This is a genomic window from Pseudonocardia aurantiaca, assembly GCF_039526725.1.
Classification (GTDB): Bacteria; Actinomycetota; Actinomycetes; order Mycobacteriales; family Pseudonocardiaceae; genus Pseudonocardia; species Pseudonocardia aurantiaca.
The window spans coordinates 472,067-490,189 of record NZ_BAAAJG010000002.1 but is presented as its reverse complement, the minus strand read 5'-3'; the positions used below and the strand labels follow the sequence as shown (position 1 = coordinate 490,189).

The window sequence follows — 18,123 nt, the reverse complement described above, 5'->3', positions numbered from 1 at the left end:
GGACCGAAGGTTCCGCCGTCTCTGCCGTCCCGGCACTATGACCCGCATGCTGAGGTGCGATTCGCGGCGCGTGTCCGCTTCCACGGCCCGGGTCGCTGCCGCCGCCGGACTGGCGGTGCTGCTCGGAGTCACCGGCTGCTCGGCGTCGGAGGCCTCCTCCGTCGAGGGCGGCGGCGCCGGTGCCGCACCCGCGGCGGCCGCCCCGTCCAGTGGCCCGGCCTCGACCGTCGCGCCCGTCCGCGTCGGCACCCCCGACCTGAGCGTGCGCGTGGTCGCCACCGGCCTCTCGCACGTGTGGGACCTCGGTTTCCTGCCGGACGGCCGGGTGCTCGTCACCGAGCGCGCTGGTCGTTTCGCGCTGCTGTCGGGCACCTCGCCGGGCGCCACCGTCACGCCGGTCGCGGCCGACCTGTCCGACGTCTACGTGCGCGGCGAGGGCGGCCTGATGGGGATGGCCGTGCACCCCGACTTCGAGCGGTCGCGCCGGTTCACCACCTGCCAGACGCACATGCAGGCGGGCGCGCCCACCGACGTCCGGCTGATCACCTGGCAGCTCTCCGCGGACGGCACGACGGCCACGCGGGTGGCGGACCCGCTGGTCGGCGGGCTGCCGATCAACCCGTCCGGCCGCCACTCCGGCTGCCGGCCGACGATCGACACCGACGGCTCGCTACTGGTCGGCACCGGCGACAGCGCCCGCGGAGCGATCTCCCAGGACCTCACTTCGCTGGGCGGGAAGGTGCTCCGGGTGGACCTCGCGACCGGCGGCGCGGCACCCGGCAACCCCTACGCCGACGCGCCGAACCCCGCGCAGCGTCTGGTGTGGAGCCGCGGGCACCGCAACGTGCAGGGCGTCGCCGTGCACCCCGACACCGGCGCCGTCTACACCGCGGAGCACGGGCCCACCACCGACGACGAGGTGAACCTCCTGCGCGCGGGCGGCAACTACGGCTGGGACCCGGCGCAGGGCGGCACGGTCGCCGGCTACGACGAGTCCGTGCCCATGACCGACCTCAGCCGCTTTTCCGACGCCGTGCCCGCCGCCTGGAGCTCCGGATCGCCCGTGGAGGCGGTGTCGGGGGCGGCGTTCCTGTCCGGCCCGCAGTGGGGTGAGCTCCACGGGGTGCTCGCGGTGGGCGCGCTGCGCGGCGAGAAGCTGCTGCTCATGCGGCTCGACCAGGGCGGCGCCGTGGCCGCGGTGAGCGTGCCTGTCCCGCTCGACGGCGCGTACGGCCGGATCAGGGCGGTGCGCAGTGGCCCGGACGGAGCCCTGTTCGTCTCCACGTCGAACGGCACCGACGACAAGGTGCTCCGGATCGACCCGGTCTGACCGGCGTCCATGGTCGGCGGTCCAACGCGCTCATCCAGACAACCGGAGCGGTGTCCACGGCGACGGTCATGGGCACCGCTCCACCCTGCCCACTTGACAGACCCGCCTCGATATCAGGTGCGTGCAGCGCTCCGCCCGGGCAGGAAGCGGCCGCCACGCGCACCCACGGGCTTGCCCTCCTCCGCGATCAGGACGCCGCGCAGGTAGGTCCGCACCACCTGCCCCCGTACCCGCCTGCCGTCGAACGGGGTCCACCCGGCCTTGGACAGCACGTCCTGGTTGCGCAGCGTGCGCTCGCGCTCAGGGTCGACCAGGACGAGATCGGCGTCGGCTCCCGGCGCGACCCGGCCCTTGCGCGGCGACAGCCCGTAGGTGCGGGCCGGGCTCTCCGCGTAGACCCGGGCGACGTCCTCGTAGGACAGGTGCCCCCGCGACGCGGCGTCGAGCAGCAGCGCCATGGTGCTGTCCAGGCCGGGAAGTCCGAAGTGGACGTTCCAGACGTCCCCGGCCCGCTTCTGCTCCAGAGTGGACGGGGCGTGGTCGGTGGACATGTGAGTGAGGGTGCCTCGCCGCAGGAGCTGCCACATCTGCGTCTCGTCGTCGTCGGTGCGGGCCCGGGCCGGCGGTGTGAACTTGCGCAGCGCGCCCTGCTCGATCACTTCCTGCTCGCGCAGGAGGAAGTACTGAGGACAGGACTCCGCCGCCAGCCGCGCGCCCCGGCTGCGCTCCTGGGCGACGTACTCGGCGACTTCCGGGTGGCTGACGTGCGCGATCGTGGCCGTGGCCCCGGTGCGCCGAACCAGCAGCGCCGCGACCGCGGCCGCCACCACCTCGGCGTCCCGGTTGCGCCACTCCGGCAGCAGGCCCCCGTCGAGACGGCCGGCCTCCCGCAGGAGCTTCTCGGCCGCGCCGGTCAGCGACTCGTCCTCGCAGTGCATCAGGCTGACGGCGTCGACGAGCGCGGTCTGCGTGAGGTGCTCCTTCAGCGCGGCCGCGTCATGTCCGGGCACGCCGTGAGTGGTGCACGTGAAGACCTTGAAGAAGGCGACGCCGGCAGCGGCCAGCTCGGGGACCGCGGCGGCGCGCCCCGGCCAGGCATGCGCTGCGAGCCCGTAGTCGACGTTGGACCGGTCGTGCAGGTACTCCCGCTTGGCCATCAGGTCGTCCACACCCACCACCGGCTGGCCGTGGCTGTGCTCGATGATCGTGGTGACCCCGGACGCCGCGGCGGCAGCGGTGCCGGTCGGGAAGTCTTCGCGGTCCGTGCTGCCCGGATCCATCAGGTGGACGTGGGTGTCGACGCCGCCGGGAAACACCAGCAGCCCGGCGGCGTCGACGATCTCCCGCCCCGAGGGTCGATCGGGCCCGACGTAGGCGATCCGACCGTCGCTCACGGCGACGTTCACCCGGCTGCGTCCGTGGCCGGTGACCACCGTCCCGCCGGCGATGACGAGGTCCATGTCGGGCATCCCGTCGTCCTCTCTTCTGCCGAATCCGTTACGAGTAGCGCAGGTCCGCGCTACTGCCGAACCAGTCCGGGGAACCGGCCCCGGTGTTGACGATCAGGCTCTGCGTCCGGGTGTAGCCGCGGTAGGCGTCCCAGCCGTTCTCCGAGCCGATGCCGCTGTCCTTCGAGCCGCCCCAGGGGGACGCGGGGTCGATGCGGTGGTGGTCGTTGACCCAGACGATGCCGATGTCGAGCCGGTCGGCGACCCGCAGGGCGCGGCCCACGTCGCGGGTCCAGACCGATCCGGCGAGCCCGAACGGGCAGTCGTTCGCCTGTGCGACCGCGTCGGCCTCGTCCCGGAACGGACGGACCAGCGTGACCGGCCCGAACACCTCGTCGTACCAGAGGTCGTGGGCCGGCGTGACTCCCGCGACGACCGTCGGCTCGTAGAAGAAGCCGTCGGCGAACCGGACGCCGTCCGGGACGCGACCGCCGCACAGCACCGACGCACCCTGCTCGCGGGCGCGGTCGACGGCCGCCGCGACCCGGTCCCGCTGTGGCCCTGAGACCAGCGGCCCGATCTGCGTCTCGGGGTCGAGGGGATCGCCGATCCGCAGCCGCCGGGTGCGGTTGACGAGCCGATCGACGACCTCGTCGTAGACATCCTCTGCCACCAGGACGCGCGCACCCTGCACGCAAGTCTGACCCGTGGCGATGAAGGCGGCGAAGAGCGCGCCCGCGACGGCGTCGGCCACGTCCACGTCGTCGAAGACGATCACCGGTGCCTTGCCGCCGAGCTCCGCCGTCACCGGGATCAGCGAACGGCCGGCGCTCGCCGCCACCGTCCGGCCGGTCTCGGTGCCCCCGGTGATGTCGAGCTTGTCGAGGCCGCGGTGCTCGGACAGAAGGCGTCCCGTCGTGGCACCGAGGCCGGTGAGCAGGTTGACCACCCCGGCCGGCACGCCCGCTTCCTCCAGCAGAAGGACGAGCGCGGCCGGCACCGCGGGCCCGAGTTCGCTGGGCTTAACCACGACCGAGTTTCCGGCGGCGAGGGCGGCCGACAGCTTCTTCATGGTGATCAACAGCGGGTGGTTCCACGGCGTGATGAGGCCTGCGACGCCCAGCGGGACGCGGCGCACCACGTTGAGGTGGTCACCGCCGAACTCGGGCACCGTGCCCTCGGCGGACTGCGCGACCGCGCCGAAGTACTCCAGCCACTCCGGCAGCCGGCGCATCTGGGCGCGCATCTCCCGCAGGGGGCGCCCGATCTGCAGCGTCTCCAGCCGGGCGAACTCGTCGATGCGCTCGGCGAGCAGCGCAGCGGCCCGGTTGAGGATGCGCGCGCGGTCGCGGGGACGCATCCCGCTCCATCGCCGGTCCTCGAACGCGGCCCGCGCTGCCGCGACGGCGGCGTCGACGTCGGCGGCACCGGCATGGGCCACGTCGTACAGGTGCTCGCCCGTGGCCGGGTTCTCCACGGCGACCGTCTCGCCGTCGGCGGCAGGGACTTGCTTCCCATCGATGTGCAGCAAGAGTGGGTCGATCATCGTGCTCTCCCTAGTCCACGGCCGGACCCGTCGCCCATGCGAAAGAGGCGCTCGGCGTTGCGGTGCCCGATCGCCTCGAGCTCATCGGCGGACAGCTGCAGCCCGGCCAGCTGTTCGTCGAGCCCGCCCGCGCCCATGTCGAACGGCATGTCGGTGCCCACCACCACGCGGTCCGCGCCGACCTGGTCGATGAGGAAGCGCAGCGCCGCAGGGCTGTGGGTGATCGTGTCGAAATGGAAGCGGCGCAGGTACTCGCTCGGCAGGTGGGTGCAGCCCCCCGCCTCTGGGCGCACCCGGTGCCCGTGGTCGAGCCGTCCGATCTGGTACGGGAGGTGCCCGCCACCGTGCACCAGCACCAGGTCGAGACCGGGCAGGGCGTCCAGGGCGCCGGAGAAGATCAGCCGTGACACGCAGACCGCCGTCTGCCACGGGTTGCCCTGGAGGTTGGTGAGGTAGTAGTCGCTCAGCGGGCCGGTCGTCGCGCCGACGTAGTACGGGTGGACGAGCAGCGGCACCGACAGCTCCTCGGCCGCGGCGAGCACCGGGCGCAGGCTCTCGTCGTCGAGCGGCACGCCCTCGGCGTGTGGTCCGACCTCGGCGCCGCGGAACCCGTGCTCCGACACGCACCGGCGCAGCTCTGCCACCGACGCGGCGGGGTCCTGCAGCGGCAGGGTGGCGAGCCCGGTGAACCGATCCGGCGCCCGGGCCACCATCGCCGCGATGGCGTTGTTCACGGTGCGCGCGGCGTCCACCGCAGCGGCGGCCTCGATCCAGTACAGGAACATCGGCGGCGCCACGGACAGAACGGCGGTGTCGATCCCCGCGGCGTCCATGGTCTGAAGCCGCACCTGCACGTCGTGGAACTCGGCGAGCAGCGGGTACCGGTAGCCCTGCCGGTGGACGACCCAGGGCGAGCCCGCGTCGTCGGCGATCGTGATGCCGTCCGGGGCCCGCCCGGCGTACATCGCGTCGACGAGGGCGGGCGGGATGACGTGCGCGTGGACGTCGACGGTCTTCATAGCGCCTCGAGCACGTCGCGCGCAGACGCCACCCAGCCGAACGCCTGGCGGATCACGGCCAGCGCGGGCTCGTGCACCTGGCGGTCCATCGTGTCGACGCAGTCCTCCACTACCACCGCGGCGTAGTCGCGCGTGTTCGCGGCGACGGTGGTGGCCAGAACACAGCTGTTGGTGTTCACCCCGGTGAGCAGCAACGTGTCGAGGGAGCGGGAGCGCAGGACGTGGTCGAGGTCGGTGGCCGCGAAGCAGTCATAGCGCTTCTTGCCGGTGACCACGATGTCGTGATCCTCCTCGTAGACCTCCGGCATGAGCTCCAGGCCGGGGCTTCCGGGCAGCTGGTGGCGCAGCACGTTCGCGCGGCTCGCGCCGGAGTCCGCCACCGCCGCCCACCACGGGTTCGACGCGATCTCCTCGGCCGAGTGGTAGGAGGTGACGACGTGCACCACCGGCACCCCGAGGCGCCGCACCTCGCGCAGGAACTCGGCGTTGGCCTTGGTGACGCGCGCGGCCGCATCGGCGGGCAGCGGCATGGTCGCCACGTCGGGATCGAGATGGCCGCGGTGCAAGTCGATGGTCACGACGGCGGTGCGCCGGCCGGTCAGCGGGAGGGTCATGCCGCGTCGATCTCCTTCGGGTGGGGGCGGCGTTCGATCTGCCCCGAGGGCAGGACGTAGTCCACGACGTCCTCGGCGGGCTGGTCCTGGACACGGTCGAGGAGCCAGTCCGCGGCGTAGGTCACCCAGTTCGGGCCGAGGGCGACAGAGGGCGTGGGGAGCGACAAGGCGTGCCGGCCCTGCTGGTAGACCAGCATCGGGGCGGGAGCGGGGCACTGGCGGGCCAGGTCGTAGCTGTGTTCCACGGGCGAGAGCTCGTCCTCGTCCCCCGCGATCACCAGCCACGGAGCCGACATCTGCACGATCAACGGGCGCAGGTCGATCTGCTGGGCCATCTTGTCGAACGCGCCCTCGTCGTGCTCGAGGCCGGACATCCACATGTAGCGGGCCTTGAAGGACGGCGAGGCCATCTCGAAGATCATGTGGCAGCCCGGCTCGTGGCAGACCAGCCCGACCGCCGAGCCTTGCAGCGCCGGCTGCGTGGCCGCGATCTGAGACATCCAGTACGAGCCGAAGGACAGGCCGAATCCGACGATGCGGGCGCTGTCGACCTCGGCGCGCTGCCGGCACCAGGCGACGATCTTCTCCCCGGCCTCGATCCAGGCGGTCGGGGTGAACTTGACCCCGCGCACCGGGGCTTCGCCCTGCCCGGGCCCGTCGAATGCCAGGACGGCGAACCCGCGCTCGAGGAACTTGTCGCCGTAGAGGTTGACGTTGAGCTCCTTCGGGGCGTCCATCCCCCCGCAGGACAGGACCGTGGGGAGCGGGCCGCCTGCGTACCCGGGAGGGAGGTGGAACCAGGCCGGGATCACTCCACCGTCGAACGGGATCTCCACCCGCTCGACGTGGTGGTCGGCCAGCTCCGCATAGGCCTGGTAACAGGCGTTCTTGCGGTCGTCCAGCGCGACGAGGTCCGGGCCGTCCCGCCAGATCGGCCATTCCGCAGTGACGTAGAGCAGGGCGGCGTGAAAGAAGTTCTCGCGTGCGGTGACCGGGTTCGTGGCCGCGCGGGCCAGCCGCTCCCGGCGCTCGGCCAGCTCCGTGAAGACCGGGACCATGTCGGCGAACTTGTGGATGCGTGACTGCGCAAGCCGGAAATCCGGCGTGGCGTCGACTCCCATCGGGCGCAGCGTGTAGGCCACCCGCGGCTGGTCCCATTCGAGCCCGTCGGTGCGCAGCACCGAGTCGATGACCCAGCGTTGCTCGCGCCACCGGCGCGGCCCGATCGCGTGATCCATTGTTGAGAACACTCCTTCCAGCGTCACGCGCGAGCCTCGACCCGTGCGTTCGCGAACCGGCGGACGTCGACGAACAGGAGGGCGGCCACCCCGATCAGCGGCAGCACGGTCAACTGCCAGATCGCAGCCCCGCCCCAGCCGCTGCGCGCGACCAGCGCGGAGAACAGGTAGCCCGCGAACGCGGCCGGGATGTAGAACGCGCTGACGTACACGCCGGAGGCCCGGCCGATCAGATGCGGGCGGACGGAGCGCTGCATCGCCGAGTAGATGTTGACGAACAGGAAACCGCTGGCGATGGCCCCTTCGGCGAAGGACAGCACGTACTGGACGACGGCGCTGGTGGGCCCGTTGAACAGCAGGTAGCCCACGACCGCGCCGACCAGGAGCGACACGATCATGAGGGTGCGCTGGTTGACGCGGTCGCCCAGCCAGCCTGCCGGGATCCCCAGGAGCGCGCCGAGCCCGAACATGCTCGCGGCCAGCGCGGCCTGCCCGGTGGGCCAGTGCAGCTGGGTGACCAGGAACGTGGGATAGAGCCCGATGTAGCCGTACATCGACATCCCCACCACCACGGCGGCCGTCGCCAGCAGCAGGATGTTGCGGTTGTAGAGCCTTGCCGGCATGTGCCCGTCTTCGACGCGCCCGCCAAGGTCACCGGCGACTTCCTGCCGCTCGGTGAAGGTCTTTCGGATGCCCAGCCCGATGACGACGCAGAAGGCCACGCCGACGAGGCCGTAGATCACCAACGGGATCCGCCACTGGTTCGTCCCGGCCAACTGGGCGCCCACCACGGGGCCGACGAAACCGCCGAGCCCGTAGGCGAAGTTGAGGCTGCCGAGCGCCATCGAGCGCCGGGCGAAGAAGTACGCCCCGACCGCCGAGAACAGCGCGGCGTTCTGCAGCGCCTCGCCGACCCCGGACAGAGCCCGGAACACCAGCATGTCCCAGAAGCCGGTGGCGACTGCGGTGAGCAGCGTGAACCCGGAGAAGACCAGGATGCCGACGATCACCACCGACTTGCGGGACAGCCGGTCGAGCAGGTAGCCCGCGGGCACTCCCGACAGGCCGATGCCGAGCGTGAAGATCGTCGACAGCAGCCCGGCCTGCCCGAGCGAGAACCCGTACTCCGCACTGATCGGCGTCAGCAGCACGGGGAAAACCTGGCGGTCCATCGCATTGACGACGTACGAGCCCGCCAGCAGGACCAGCGAGATCAGGGCGACCGCCATGGGCAGGCGGGGGGAGCCGACCGGAGGACTGACGATCGGGTCTCCGACTTCGGGTTGCGCCACGGGGCAGGCCCCTCTCTTCAGGCGGAGGCAACGTTTGCATCCTATAAAATGCATCGTGCAGACCGTCAAGACGAGGGAGACGTGATGACGAAGCCGTGTCTGGCAGTGGGCTCGCTGGGAGGCACGATCACGATGACCCGGGACGCGGACGGGCAAGGGGTGGCTCCCTCGCTCACGGTCGACGATCTGCTGGCCGTGCTGCCCGAACTGGCGGACGCGGCCGACCTGCAGACCCGCACCCTGGCGACGGTGCCGGGGGCCTCGCTCTCATTCTCCGACGTGTTCGCAGCCATGGACTGGGCCCGCGGCGTCATCGACGACGGCGCCGACGGCGCCGTGCTCGTGCAAGGCACCGACACGCTGGAAGAAACGTCCTACCTGCTGGACCTGCACTGGGACCGCGAGCAGCCGCTTGTCCTCACCGGGGCCATGCGCTCTCCGCGTCAGGCGGGCGCCGACGGGCCTGCGAACATCCTCGCCGCGGCAACCGTGGCGACCTCGCCGTCGTCACGCGGCCTCGGCGTCCTGGTCACGATCAACGACGAGATCCACGCGGCCCGCCGCGTCCGCAAGTCCGACTCCGTCGCGCAGGACGCGTTCACGTCGGCACCGTTCGGCCCGCTGGGCCGCGTACACGAGAGCAAGGTCACGTACGCGAACCGGCCGGGGCGCTGGGCAACACTCCGCCGGCCCGCCCCGGGACAGGTCCCGCAGGTAGCGCTGCTCGAGACCGGTCTCGGCGACGACGGCGCCCTGCTCCAGACGGTGTGCGACGCCGGGTACGACGGCGTGGTCCTCTCCGCTTTCGGCGCCGGCCACGTATCCGCCGCCACGGCCGAGGTCGTGTCCGCGGCCGTCAAGCACGGACCGGTGATCTTCGCCAGCCGCACCGGAAGCGGCCCGGTGCTCTCCCGCACGTACGGGTTCCCCGGCTCTGAGGAGGACCTCCTGGCCCGCGGTGCGCTGTCCGCCGGGTGGCTCGACGCGCGCAAGGCCCGCATCCTCCTATGGTCGCTACTCGCGGCGGGGAGCCCGGTCGACCAGATCCGTGAGGTGGTGGATGCGCACGGCGGTCACCCCGGCGGCCCGGATCAGAACTAGACTCCACCGCGATCGGCCGCACAGGTGGAGGCATCGATGACTCTCAGTAACCTGAGGCCGGCCGGACGGTCCCGTACCGCGCACGAGTACGTGCTCGGGACGCTGCGTTCCGCGATTCTCGACGGCACCCTCGCCGGCGGCACCCGGCTCGTGCAGGCCGAGCTGGCCAGCCAGCTGGGCGTGAGCACCACCCCGGTGCGCGAGGCCTTGCGGGACATGGCCAGCGAGGGTCTCGTCGTCTTCGACCCGCACCGCGGCGCGATCGTGCGACCTCTCGACATTGCGGAGGTCCAGGAGATCTACGAGCTGCGCATCGCGCTCGAGCCGCTGATGGTCCGGCGCGTCATCGATCGCATCACCGACGGGCAGCTCGACCGCGCCGAGGAGCTGGCCCGACGCATGCAGACCGAAGAGAACCTCTCGGTGTGGGTGGACCTCAATCGCGGCTTCCATACCGTGTTCGCCGAGGTCGATCAGGGGAGCCGATTGGCCGGGATGCTCGCGAGCCTGCGTGACAGCGCGTCCGCGTACGTCAGCCTGTCGCTGCAGGCCCGCCCGGAGCAGGTGCCGGACGCCAACGACGAGCACGACGAGCTCGTGCGGCTCTACCGCCGCCGCGACGCGGACGGCGCGGTCGAGCTGACCCTGCGCCACCTGCGCTCGACGCTCGCGGCGATCGAGATGGCACACGAGCGGGGCGGCCTCCGCTGAGGCTCGAATAGATCGAACTCAAGCACCGCAACCTCAACGTGCTCGGCCGCTACAACTTCACCGCGTCCGTCCCGCGCGAAGGACTGCGGCCCTTGCGCGGGACGGACGCGGTTGAGCTGGACGATGATGACGAGGGTGGCGAGGACGTGTAGTTGTCGTCAGTCCGCTGGTCGTGTCTTCAGTGCCCCGCGCGGTCGAGGGCGGCGATCTCTCGCACGGCCTCGGCGATGGCCGGGGCGTCCTTCTTCAGGATGGCGCCGTGGTTGCTGGGGACCTTGGCGCTGATCTTGATGTTCGGGTTGCGCTCGACCACCATGTTGAGGCTGGTGCGGATGCGTTCCTGCTCATCGCCCTTGCTGCCGAGCGACGTGCCCGAGGCGACCACGTACCGCGCCGGGACGGTGATGCGGTCGAGCACGGGGGTCAACTCGCGCTCTCGGGCGAGCTTGCCGAGTTCGATGTTGCTGTTCGCCATCTGTTCGGCGTTCATCCGCGGGGTCAGGCCCGTGGGGCGCAGCAGCGGCATGAACCAGCCCATCCGCCGGAACAGCTTCCGGATCCGCTGCTCCATGGCCTCGTCCAGCCAGTCGTACGGTTGCGCGCCGTCAACCAGGATCGCGCCCACGGCACGCTCCGGATTCCGGCTGGCCCAGTGCGCCCCGACGAACGCCCCGTATGACCAGCCCACCACCAGCGCCCGATCCACACCCCTGGCCGCGAGAACGGCATCGACATCACGGACACACGCCTCGAAGGAATAGTCCGCCGAACGCTTCGATTTCCTGCCGCGAGCCCGCTCGTCGTAGGTGATGTGCCGCCACCCGGGACCGAGCTCGGCGATTACCCGCCGCCAGTACCCCTGGGTGGCGAACTGGCCGTTGAGGTAGACCACCGGGATCCCGGGACCGCCGGTGTCCGTGACGGCCAGGGCCGTATCGTCAACCGGCACCATGCCGGTCCACTTCGAACTGGTCGAGTAAGTGCTGTTCTTCGTCATGTGTTCCACTCCTGGTCGCGTTAGGCGTCTTGTACGCGGTGGGCCCGGCCGGACAGTCCTGGTTCTGCTTCTTCAGAGGCTGCGGGCGGTGATGTCGCCGTGGGAGGTGGTGGCGCGGATGTCGAGTTCGGCGGTGCCATCGTTCTTGAGGGCGTTGCTGACGCGGCCGTAGTCGTTGCCGGCGTCCAGGGCGGCCGAGACGCCGGCGGCGGCGGCGACCGAAATGTCGCCGGACTGGGTGCGGAGCACGACCGTGCCGCGCACGGCCTCGGTGATCCGGATGTCGCCCCTTGCGGTGCTGATGTCCGCGGGGCCGCCCAGCCGGCCGACCTCGACGTCTCCGTCGATCGCAGTGAGGCGGACGCTCGCGGCCTCATCGATCTTGATCTGGCGGTACGCGCCTTCGAATGCGACGTCTCCGAGGCGGCCGACGCCGCGGAGCTCGGAGCTGGCGGCCTTGGCCTCGATGCGGGAGCCGGCGGGCAGCTGGACGGTGACCTCCAGGGATCCGGAGGGGCCGAAGAACTGGTTCTTGGACTCGGGGGTGTGGATCCGCAGGACGCCGTCGGCGTAGGCGACGGTGGTCTGCTCGGCGGTCTGGACGTCGCGGCTCTTGGCGGGGTTGGCGGGCAGGACCTCGACGGTGGTGTCGGCGCGGTCGGCGGCGATGAACTGGATTCGTCCGGCGGGGATGTCCAGGACGGCGGAGATCGGGGCGGGGGTGTCGAACTTCTGCATCGTGCTCTCCCATGCTCGCTCGTTGTTTCTGACACCGGAAACGCTATGTTGCTTTCCAGAACCCCGCAACACACTCGTTGCACAGAATCGGTATCTATGCAGGTAGAAGCCAGAGAACTGTTGCAACGGGCTTGAGATCAACGCAACGACGACCGCGCCGATCATTGCAATGGATGAGAGGTGAACGCTATGGTGGGGGGGATCAGGGACCACCACGAAAGATCACCAAGGAGATCGCGATGCCGGGAGGCAGGCTCACCCAGCAGGAACGCCAGCAGATCGCGCTGGGGCTGGCCGACAGCCTCCCCTACGCCGAGATCGCCCGACGCCTCGACCGTCCGACCTCGACGATCACGCGTGAGGTGATGCGCAACGGCGGCCCCACCGCCTACCGCGCCGACCTGGCCCACCGCGCCACCGAACGCCGCGCCCACCGGCGCAGGCCCGCCCCCTCCCGAGGGGCGGGGTCAGTCCCCCAGCCACACGGACGCGACGCCGAGGCCGTGGCCGACTACGAGGAGACGCTCACCACCGTGCTCATGGCTTCGGGCCTGCCCAAGATGACGGCCCGGGTGCTGACCTGCCTGTTCACCACCGACGCGGGCAGCCTCACCGCGTCCCAACTCGCCCAGCGCCTCCAGGTCAGCCCGGCGTCCATCTCCAAAGCGATCGCCTTCCTGGAGAGCCAGAGCCTCGTCCGCCGAGAACGCGACGAACGCCGCCGCGACCGCTACCTCGTCGACGACGAACTCTTCTACCAGGCGACGATCGCCACTGCCCGATCCAACGACCAGCTCGTTGAAACCGCACGCCAAGGCGTCGCCATCCTCGGCCCCCACACCCCTGCCGCCACCCGCCTGGAGAAGATCGCCCGCTTCCTCGACTTCATCAGCGAAAGCATCACCCGCGCCGCCGAACAGGCCCGCGAAGTCCTCCACACCAAACCCGAAACAACCTCAAACGACACCGCCCAACCAATTCCAGACCACGGATAGAGGTGGGTCAGCCCGGAGTGCCGCCACTCGTGCAGGTCCCAGCCCGCGCCCGCCACCCCGCCACCCCGCAGGCATCCGTGTGCCTGTCCAGCAGGGCGCGGGCCTGGCCGTAGGAGAGCCGAGCGAGATGGGTGTCCGGGGCAGACGTCGCGCGGCCCGAGGACCTTGCCGGGCCCGGGGCGGGGGCCCTGCCCGACGTCGAGACCGGCGCGGCTCAGGCGGTGCCGTAGCGCACCGCGGCCCGCTCCCGCGCCTTCGCGGCCTCGACCTCGCGGTTCTTGGCCGGGGCCGTGGTCACCAACTCGTCGAGCAACCGGCGCGTGGCATCGGTGACCGCGTCGACGGCCCGCGCGAACGCCTCCGCGTTGGCCTGCGACGGCTGCGCCGACCCACTGATCTTGCGCACGTACTGCAGGGCCGCGCCGTGCACCTCGTCGGTGGTGGCCGGCGGCTCGAAGTTGTGCAGCGTGCGGATGTTGCGGCACACAGGCGCCCCCCTCATGGACGAACGGCACTCCCGTCCGAACTTACCCGGACGTGAGTGCCGTTCGAATTCCGAGGGTGCGTCAGCCGATCACGCGCATGTTGCCGTCGAGCTCGCCCGCCTGCTGGCGGGAGTTCAGGACGGCGAGGCGGGTGAACTTCTTGTCGAACGCCTCCTGGGTCAGGCCGCGCTCCTTGTACTCCTTGGCGAGCTGCTCGGCGCCGTCCGCAATGGACCACTGGGCCTCGAAGTCGAGTTCCTTGCGGGCGCGGGCGAAGTCCACGCGGTAGGACCGCGGATCGTTGCCGGCCTCGCCGGTGATCTCCAGCTCGGATCCCGGCACCGCGTCGACGACCGCCTTGGCGATCTCGGCGACGGTGCGGTTGTTCTTCTCGGTGCCGACGTTGAACGCGCGGGCCCGCACGACGTCAGCGGGCGCCTTGAGCGCGGCCACCACGGCACCGGCGATGTCCTCGGCGTGGGCGAGTGGACGCCACGGGGTGCCGTCGGAGAGCACGGTGACCTTGCCGGTGAGGATCGCCCGCCCGACCAGGTTGTTCAGCACGATGTCGGCGCGCAGCCGCGGCGAGAAGCCGAACGCGGTGGCGTTGCGCATCGAGACCGGCACGAAGTCGGCGTCGGCGAGCTCGGCCAGGTCGTCCTCCACACGCACCTTCGAGATGGCGTACGGCGTCACGGGCTTGAGGGGAGCGTCCTCGTCCACGAGGTCGTCGCCGGACTGGGCGCCGTAGACAGAGCAGGTGGAGGCGTAGACGAAGCGCGAGACGCCCGCCTCCTTCGACAGCCGGGCCAGGCGCGTGGACGCGTGGTGGTTGATGTCGTAGGTGATCTCGGGGGCGAGCGAGCCCAGCGGGTCGTTGGAGAGCGCTGCCATGTGCACGACGGCGTCGATGCCCTGGAGCTGCTCGACGGTGACGTCGCGCAGGTCGGTGGACACGCCCGGTACGTCCGGGGTGTCGAGCGAACCGAGCACGCATTCGGCGAAGAGCCCGCTGTCCAGGCCGGTGACCTCGTGGCCTGCCGCGGTGAGGATCGGGGCCATCACGGTGCCCAGGTAGCCCTGGTGCCCGGTCAGGAGGATGCGCACGAGTGGAGTTCCCTTCGATCGGTCGTCAGTGGTCCGTCGAGCACTGCTCGGTGGTCGTTACCGGATGCCGTCCCCCGGGTCGGTCCCCGTGAGCGGCGCCACGCCGAGCATCAGCTTCCCGACGTGGAACGCCTCGGCGTACCGCGCGTGGCACTGCACGCCGCGGATGCGCGCCAGCCCTGCGAACGTCTCGGCGTCGAACCACGTGCGGTCCCGTTGCGACCCGTAGTGCTCGTGCAGCTTGGCGATCTTCTCGCGGAGCACCGGCTCGGCGAGCGGCAGGTATGCCGTGGGCTGGGCGAGGTCGCCGTCCCACTTGAGGATCTCGTAACCCAGGGTCAGGTTATCGCGGAACGCGGTGGGGACGAGCTTCGCAAGTGTCCGGTGGTCCTGGTGGGCGTCGTGCGGTGACGAGGTGAAAATCAGGTCGGGCTCGCCGTGCGTACGCAGTTCCTCCAGCGCGAGCTTGGCCCGCTCCCAGCGCGTCGGCACCCGCCCGTCCGGCAGGTCCAGCACCGTGACCTCGAGCTTCGCGCCGGGGCAGAACGCGGTCAGCGCGGCGCGCTCCTCCTCCTCACGAAGCGAGCCGCCGCCCGTGAGCACGAGCGCCGACACGGTGACGCCCGGGTGCGCCCGGCACAGCTCGAGGAGCGAGCCACCCGCACCGATCGCGATGTCGTCGCAATGGGCACCGAGTAGCAGCATCCGGTCGAGCCGTTCGGGCAGCAGGCTGAGCATCGGGGATCAGCGCTCGATTGCTGCGTCGTTCAAGGCAGCGATGGCGGCCTGCAGCGGGTCGCGCTCGGGCTCCTCCCAGAGCATCCACGGCCGGGTGCCGCCCTGGTAGGCGGCCTCCAGCGCCGTGCGTTCCTTGACCGTGTCGGCCGGCTGCCAGAAACCCCGGTGCCGGAACGCCTGCATCCGGCCTTCCTTGGCCAAGGGCTGACACGCGTCCGCGATGAGGTCCCCGTTCACCGGCAGGTAGTCGAAGATCTCGGAACTGTTGCCTTTGCCGGGGGCGCCGTAGCCGACCACGCGCTTGCCTGCGCGCCTCGCCTCGATCAGGAACGCCACGAGGTCGTCACGCACTCGCGAGACGGTGTGTGCGAACCCGTCGTGCCCCTCCGGCGTGTGCAGCCAGGCGGCCTCTTCGGCCGCGAGCACCTCACGGACCCGCTCGGACGGCTCGCCCGCCACCTCACTCGGCCGCGCCCACATGCGAATCGAGCCGCCGTGGGTGTCGAGCAGCTCGACGTCTACGAGCGTCAGCCCGCCGGCCGCGAGCGCCCGCTGCCCGGTGAGCAGCGTGTAGTACTGGAAGTGCTCGTGGTAGATCGTGTCGAATTGGGTGCGCTCCACGAGCGTCAGCAGGTGCTGAACCTCGATCGACACCCAGCCGTCGTCCGCGACCAGCGAGCGCAGACCCTCGGTGAAGCCGACGACGTCCGGCATGTGGGCGTAGACGTTGTTCAGGCAGACGAGGTCGGCGCCGCCGTGCTCGGCGCGGACGGCCGCACCCGTTTCGGGCGTGAGAAACGCCGTGAGCGTCGGCACGCCCTTCTCCCGCGCAGCCTCCCCGACGTTGACCGACGGCTCGATGCCCAGGCACCGGATCCCGCGCTCGACGACGTGCTGCAGCAGGTAGCCGTCGTTGCTCGCCACCTCGACGACGAACGAGTCGGGCCCCAGGCCGAGCCGCTCGACGGCCCCGCCGACGAACCGGCGCGCGTGCTCCACCCACGACGTGGAGAAGGAGGAGAAATACGCGTACTCGGTGAACGTCTCCTCGGGCGTGATCAGCTGCGGCAGCTGCGCGAGCAGGCACCGGTCGCACACCCGGACGTGCAGCGGGTAGGTGACCTCGGGCGCCTCGGCGGCCTCCGCGTGGAGGAACAGCTCGCACGGGGGCGTGGCCCCGAGATCGAGAAAACTCCTCAGCTCGGCGGAACCGCAGAGCCGGCAGGTGATCGCCGGAATGGCGAGCCGCTCATCAGTCGACTGGACAGCAGTGTCGGTCAGCACCCCCGCAACCCCTCGCTCGCAAAGCACCGGTGCCGGTGTTCCCCATTGCGCACGGGCGTCAGTGTTCCACGGGCGACGTGATCTTCCGCCCGGGGTGGGTGTGCGCGTCTTCGCGGGGTTCGTCCGGTTCTAGCTGGTCAGCCCTCCTCCTTGGCGGACCGGGCGGATATCAGGCGGCTCCGCTGAGCCGGGCGAGCCGTCGTGGCGTCGGCCACCGGACGTCGTAGGCCCAGCCGAAACGCTCGAACATCCAAATAACCCGCGCCGAGATGTCGATCTGCCCGCGCAGCACGCCGTGGCGCGCGCAGGTGGGGTCGGCGTGGTGCAGGTTGTGCCACGACTCGCCCATGGACAGGATCGCGAGCGGCCAGAAGTTGCGCGACCGGTCCCGGGACCGGAACGGGCGCTCACCCACCATGTGGCAGATCGAGTTGATCGACCACGTGACGTGGTTGGAGACCGCGAGGCGCACGAGCCCGCCCCAGAAGAAGCCGGTCAGCACCCCGCTCCACGACCATGAGAGCAGGCCGCCCAGCGCGGCCGGCAGCAGCAGGCTCACCGCCACCCACAGCCCGAACGCCTTGCTCGTGCGGACGATGAGCCGGTCGGCCAGCAGGTCCGGGATGAAGCGCCGGTGGTTGGTCTCGTCCCGGTCGAAGAACCACATCATGTGCGCGTGCAGGAAGCCCTTGGCAACCGCGAGGGGCGAGGTGCCGAAGAGCCACGGCGAGTGCGGGTCGCCTTCGCGGTCGGAGTACGCGTGGTGGCGGCGGTGGTCGGCCACCCAGTTCAGCACGTTGCCCTGCACCGCGAGCGAACCCGATATGACCATGGCGACGCGCAGCCACGGCTTCGCCTTGAACGACTTGTGCGTGAAGTGGCGGTGGAAGCCGACGGTCACGCCGAGCACTGCGATCACGTAGAAGACGCCGAACAGCACGAGGTCGTGCCAGTCGACTCCCCAACCCCACGCCAGCGGCACGGCCGCCACGAGCGCGACCATGGGAACCGCGACGAACACGTAGATCAGCACATGCTGGAGCGCGGTGCGCCGTCCCGAGATCACCGGGTTGGGACCGGACATCATCGGGTTCGCCGCGTCCTGGGCGGTTGCGGTCATGGGGCTCCTTGGAGGGCTCGGGACCGGCTGGCTGGTCACCACTGGGCGGAAGCTGATCACTGTCCGTGGGCGAGGTTAGGTGACGGACACTTGCCGCACACCCCCCCACATCGGGAACATCCGGCGAACCACGCGGTCGCGACCGTCACGTCGGTCGTACCCACGACGGTCGCGTTCTACCCCGTTTCCCCAGCGTGCCAGGATGAAGGTCTGTCCGCCGTGGTGTAACGGCAGCACCTCGGATTTTGGTTCCGATGGTCCAGGTTCGAATCCTGGCGGCGGAGCAGCAGGTCAGCCGGGGTGTCGGTGATCATGACACACCGGCTGACAGCGATGGGTGACAGCAACGCGCTTCTACCC

The 18,123-nt window shown here is 70.6% G+C and carries 17 protein-coding genes and 1 tRNA gene; 5 read left to right on the top strand and 13 right to left on the bottom strand.

Annotated features, from left to right (window positions below):
• The first annotated feature begins 70 nt into the window (after positions 1-70).
• Positions 71-1,330 (top strand): PQQ-dependent sugar dehydrogenase, encoded by a 1,260-nt coding sequence (locus ABD143_RS04330; RefSeq protein ID WP_343971515.1) that lies wholly within the window; start codon positions 71-73, stop codon positions 1,328-1,330.
• 113 nt (positions 1,331-1,443) lie between these two features.
• Here ABD143_RS04330 and ABD143_RS04325 read toward each other — a convergent pair whose 3' ends face one another.
• The 6 genes from ABD143_RS04325 to ABD143_RS04300 are packed head-to-tail and all read right to left on the bottom strand — an operon-like array spanning position 1,444 to position 8,487.
• Entirely contained in the window at positions 1,444-2,799 is a 1,356-nt protein-coding gene (locus ABD143_RS04325; RefSeq protein WP_343971512.1) for a dihydroorotase, read from the bottom strand.
• Between the two features lie 28 nt (positions 2,800-2,827).
• Positions 2,828-4,324 carry an aldehyde dehydrogenase family protein gene (locus tag ABD143_RS04320; RefSeq protein WP_343971509.1) on the bottom strand — a complete coding sequence of 499 codons (1,497 nt, stop codon included), beginning with the start codon at positions 4,322-4,324 and terminating at the stop codon, positions 2,828-2,830.
• Complete coding sequence (locus ABD143_RS04315) at positions 4,321-5,343, bottom strand: amidohydrolase family protein (RefSeq protein WP_343971506.1); 1,023 nt, start codon at positions 5,341-5,343, stop codon at positions 4,321-4,323. The genes ABD143_RS04320 and ABD143_RS04315 overlap by 4 nt, the downstream gene beginning before the upstream one ends.
• Positions 5,340-5,957: a cysteine hydrolase family protein gene (locus tag ABD143_RS04310; RefSeq protein ID WP_343971503.1), complete on the bottom strand. Its 618-nt coding sequence runs from the start codon at positions 5,955-5,957 to the stop codon at positions 5,340-5,342. The genes ABD143_RS04315 and ABD143_RS04310 overlap by 4 nt, the downstream gene beginning before the upstream one ends.
• The gene (locus ABD143_RS04305) at positions 5,954-7,195 is read right to left on the bottom strand and encodes an alpha/beta hydrolase family protein (protein ID WP_343971496.1); all 1,242 of its coding nucleotides are present in this window, start codon (positions 7,193-7,195) and stop codon (positions 5,954-5,956) included. The genes ABD143_RS04310 and ABD143_RS04305 overlap by 4 nt, the downstream gene beginning before the upstream one ends.
• A 23-nt stretch (positions 7,196-7,218) precedes the next feature.
• Positions 7,219-8,487 carry an MFS transporter gene (locus ABD143_RS04300; protein WP_343971493.1) on the bottom strand — a complete coding sequence of 423 codons (1,269 nt, stop codon included), beginning with the start codon at positions 8,485-8,487 and terminating at the stop codon, positions 7,219-7,221.
• Positions 8,488-8,571: 84 nt separating this feature from the next.
• Here ABD143_RS04300 and ABD143_RS04295 point away from each other — a divergent pair, with 84 nt between their 5' ends.
• Together ABD143_RS04295 and ABD143_RS04290 are read left to right on the top strand one after the other, a co-directional pair.
• Positions 8,572-9,588, top strand: a complete 1,017-nt coding sequence (locus tag ABD143_RS04295) for an asparaginase (RefSeq protein WP_343971490.1) — start codon at positions 8,572-8,574, stop codon at positions 9,586-9,588.
• A 36-nt stretch (positions 9,589-9,624) separates the two neighbouring features.
• On the top strand, positions 9,625-10,299 hold the full coding sequence (locus ABD143_RS04290) for a GntR family transcriptional regulator (RefSeq protein ID WP_343971487.1): 675 nt from the start codon (positions 9,625-9,627) through the stop codon (positions 10,297-10,299).
• Positions 10,300-10,477: 178 nt separating this feature from the next.
• Here ABD143_RS04290 and ABD143_RS04285 read toward each other — a convergent pair whose 3' ends face one another.
• Together ABD143_RS04285 and ABD143_RS04280 are read right to left on the bottom strand one after the other, a co-directional pair.
• Positions 10,478-11,296 carry an alpha/beta fold hydrolase gene (locus ABD143_RS04285; protein ID WP_343971485.1) on the bottom strand — a complete coding sequence of 273 codons (819 nt, stop codon included), beginning with the start codon at positions 11,294-11,296 and terminating at the stop codon, positions 10,478-10,480.
• Between the two features lie 72 nt (positions 11,297-11,368).
• Positions 11,369-12,034, bottom strand: a complete 666-nt coding sequence (locus ABD143_RS04280; RefSeq protein ID WP_343971482.1) for a DUF4097 family beta strand repeat-containing protein — start codon at positions 12,032-12,034, stop codon at positions 11,369-11,371.
• Between the two features lie 239 nt (positions 12,035-12,273).
• Between ABD143_RS04280 and ABD143_RS38110 the strand changes: the two genes are divergently transcribed.
• Positions 12,274-13,029, top strand: coding sequence for a helix-turn-helix domain-containing protein (locus ABD143_RS38110; protein ID WP_379659800.1), 756 nt, complete (start codon positions 12,274-12,276; stop codon positions 13,027-13,029).
• 214 nt (positions 13,030-13,243) lie between these two features.
• Here the strand turns inward: ABD143_RS38110 and ABD143_RS04265 are convergent, their stop codons facing one another.
• The 5 genes from ABD143_RS04265 to ABD143_RS04245 all read right to left on the bottom strand — a co-directional run bounded on the left by ABD143_RS04265 (position 13,244) and on the right by ABD143_RS04245 (position 17,763).
• A complete protein-coding gene (locus tag ABD143_RS04265; protein ID WP_343971655.1) occupies positions 13,244-13,516 on the bottom strand; it encodes a DUF2277 domain-containing protein in 273 nt (90 codons plus the stop codon).
• 79 nt (positions 13,517-13,595) lie between these two features.
• The gene (locus ABD143_RS04260; RefSeq protein ID WP_343971479.1) at positions 13,596-14,621 is read right to left on the bottom strand and encodes an NAD-dependent epimerase/dehydratase family protein; all 1,026 of its coding nucleotides are present in this window, start codon (positions 14,619-14,621) and stop codon (positions 13,596-13,598) included.
• Positions 14,622-14,678: 57 nt separating this feature from the next.
• Positions 14,679-15,359, bottom strand: coding sequence for a PIG-L deacetylase family protein (locus ABD143_RS04255; protein ID WP_343971476.1), 681 nt, complete (start codon positions 15,357-15,359; stop codon positions 14,679-14,681).
• 6 nt (positions 15,360-15,365) lie between these two features.
• A complete protein-coding gene (locus ABD143_RS04250; RefSeq protein ID WP_343971473.1) occupies positions 15,366-16,643 on the bottom strand; it encodes a methyltransferase domain-containing protein in 1,278 nt (425 codons plus the stop codon).
• A 169-nt stretch (positions 16,644-16,812) separates the two neighbouring features.
• Positions 16,813-17,763, bottom strand: coding sequence for an acyl-CoA desaturase (locus ABD143_RS04245; RefSeq protein ID WP_343971470.1), 951 nt, complete (start codon positions 17,761-17,763; stop codon positions 16,813-16,815).
• A gap of 213 nt (positions 17,764-17,976) precedes the next feature.
• Between ABD143_RS04245 and ABD143_RS04240 the strand changes: the two genes are divergently transcribed.
• A tRNA-Gln gene (locus ABD143_RS04240) sits at positions 17,977-18,047 on the top strand.
• Positions 18,048-18,123 lie beyond the last annotated feature (76 nt).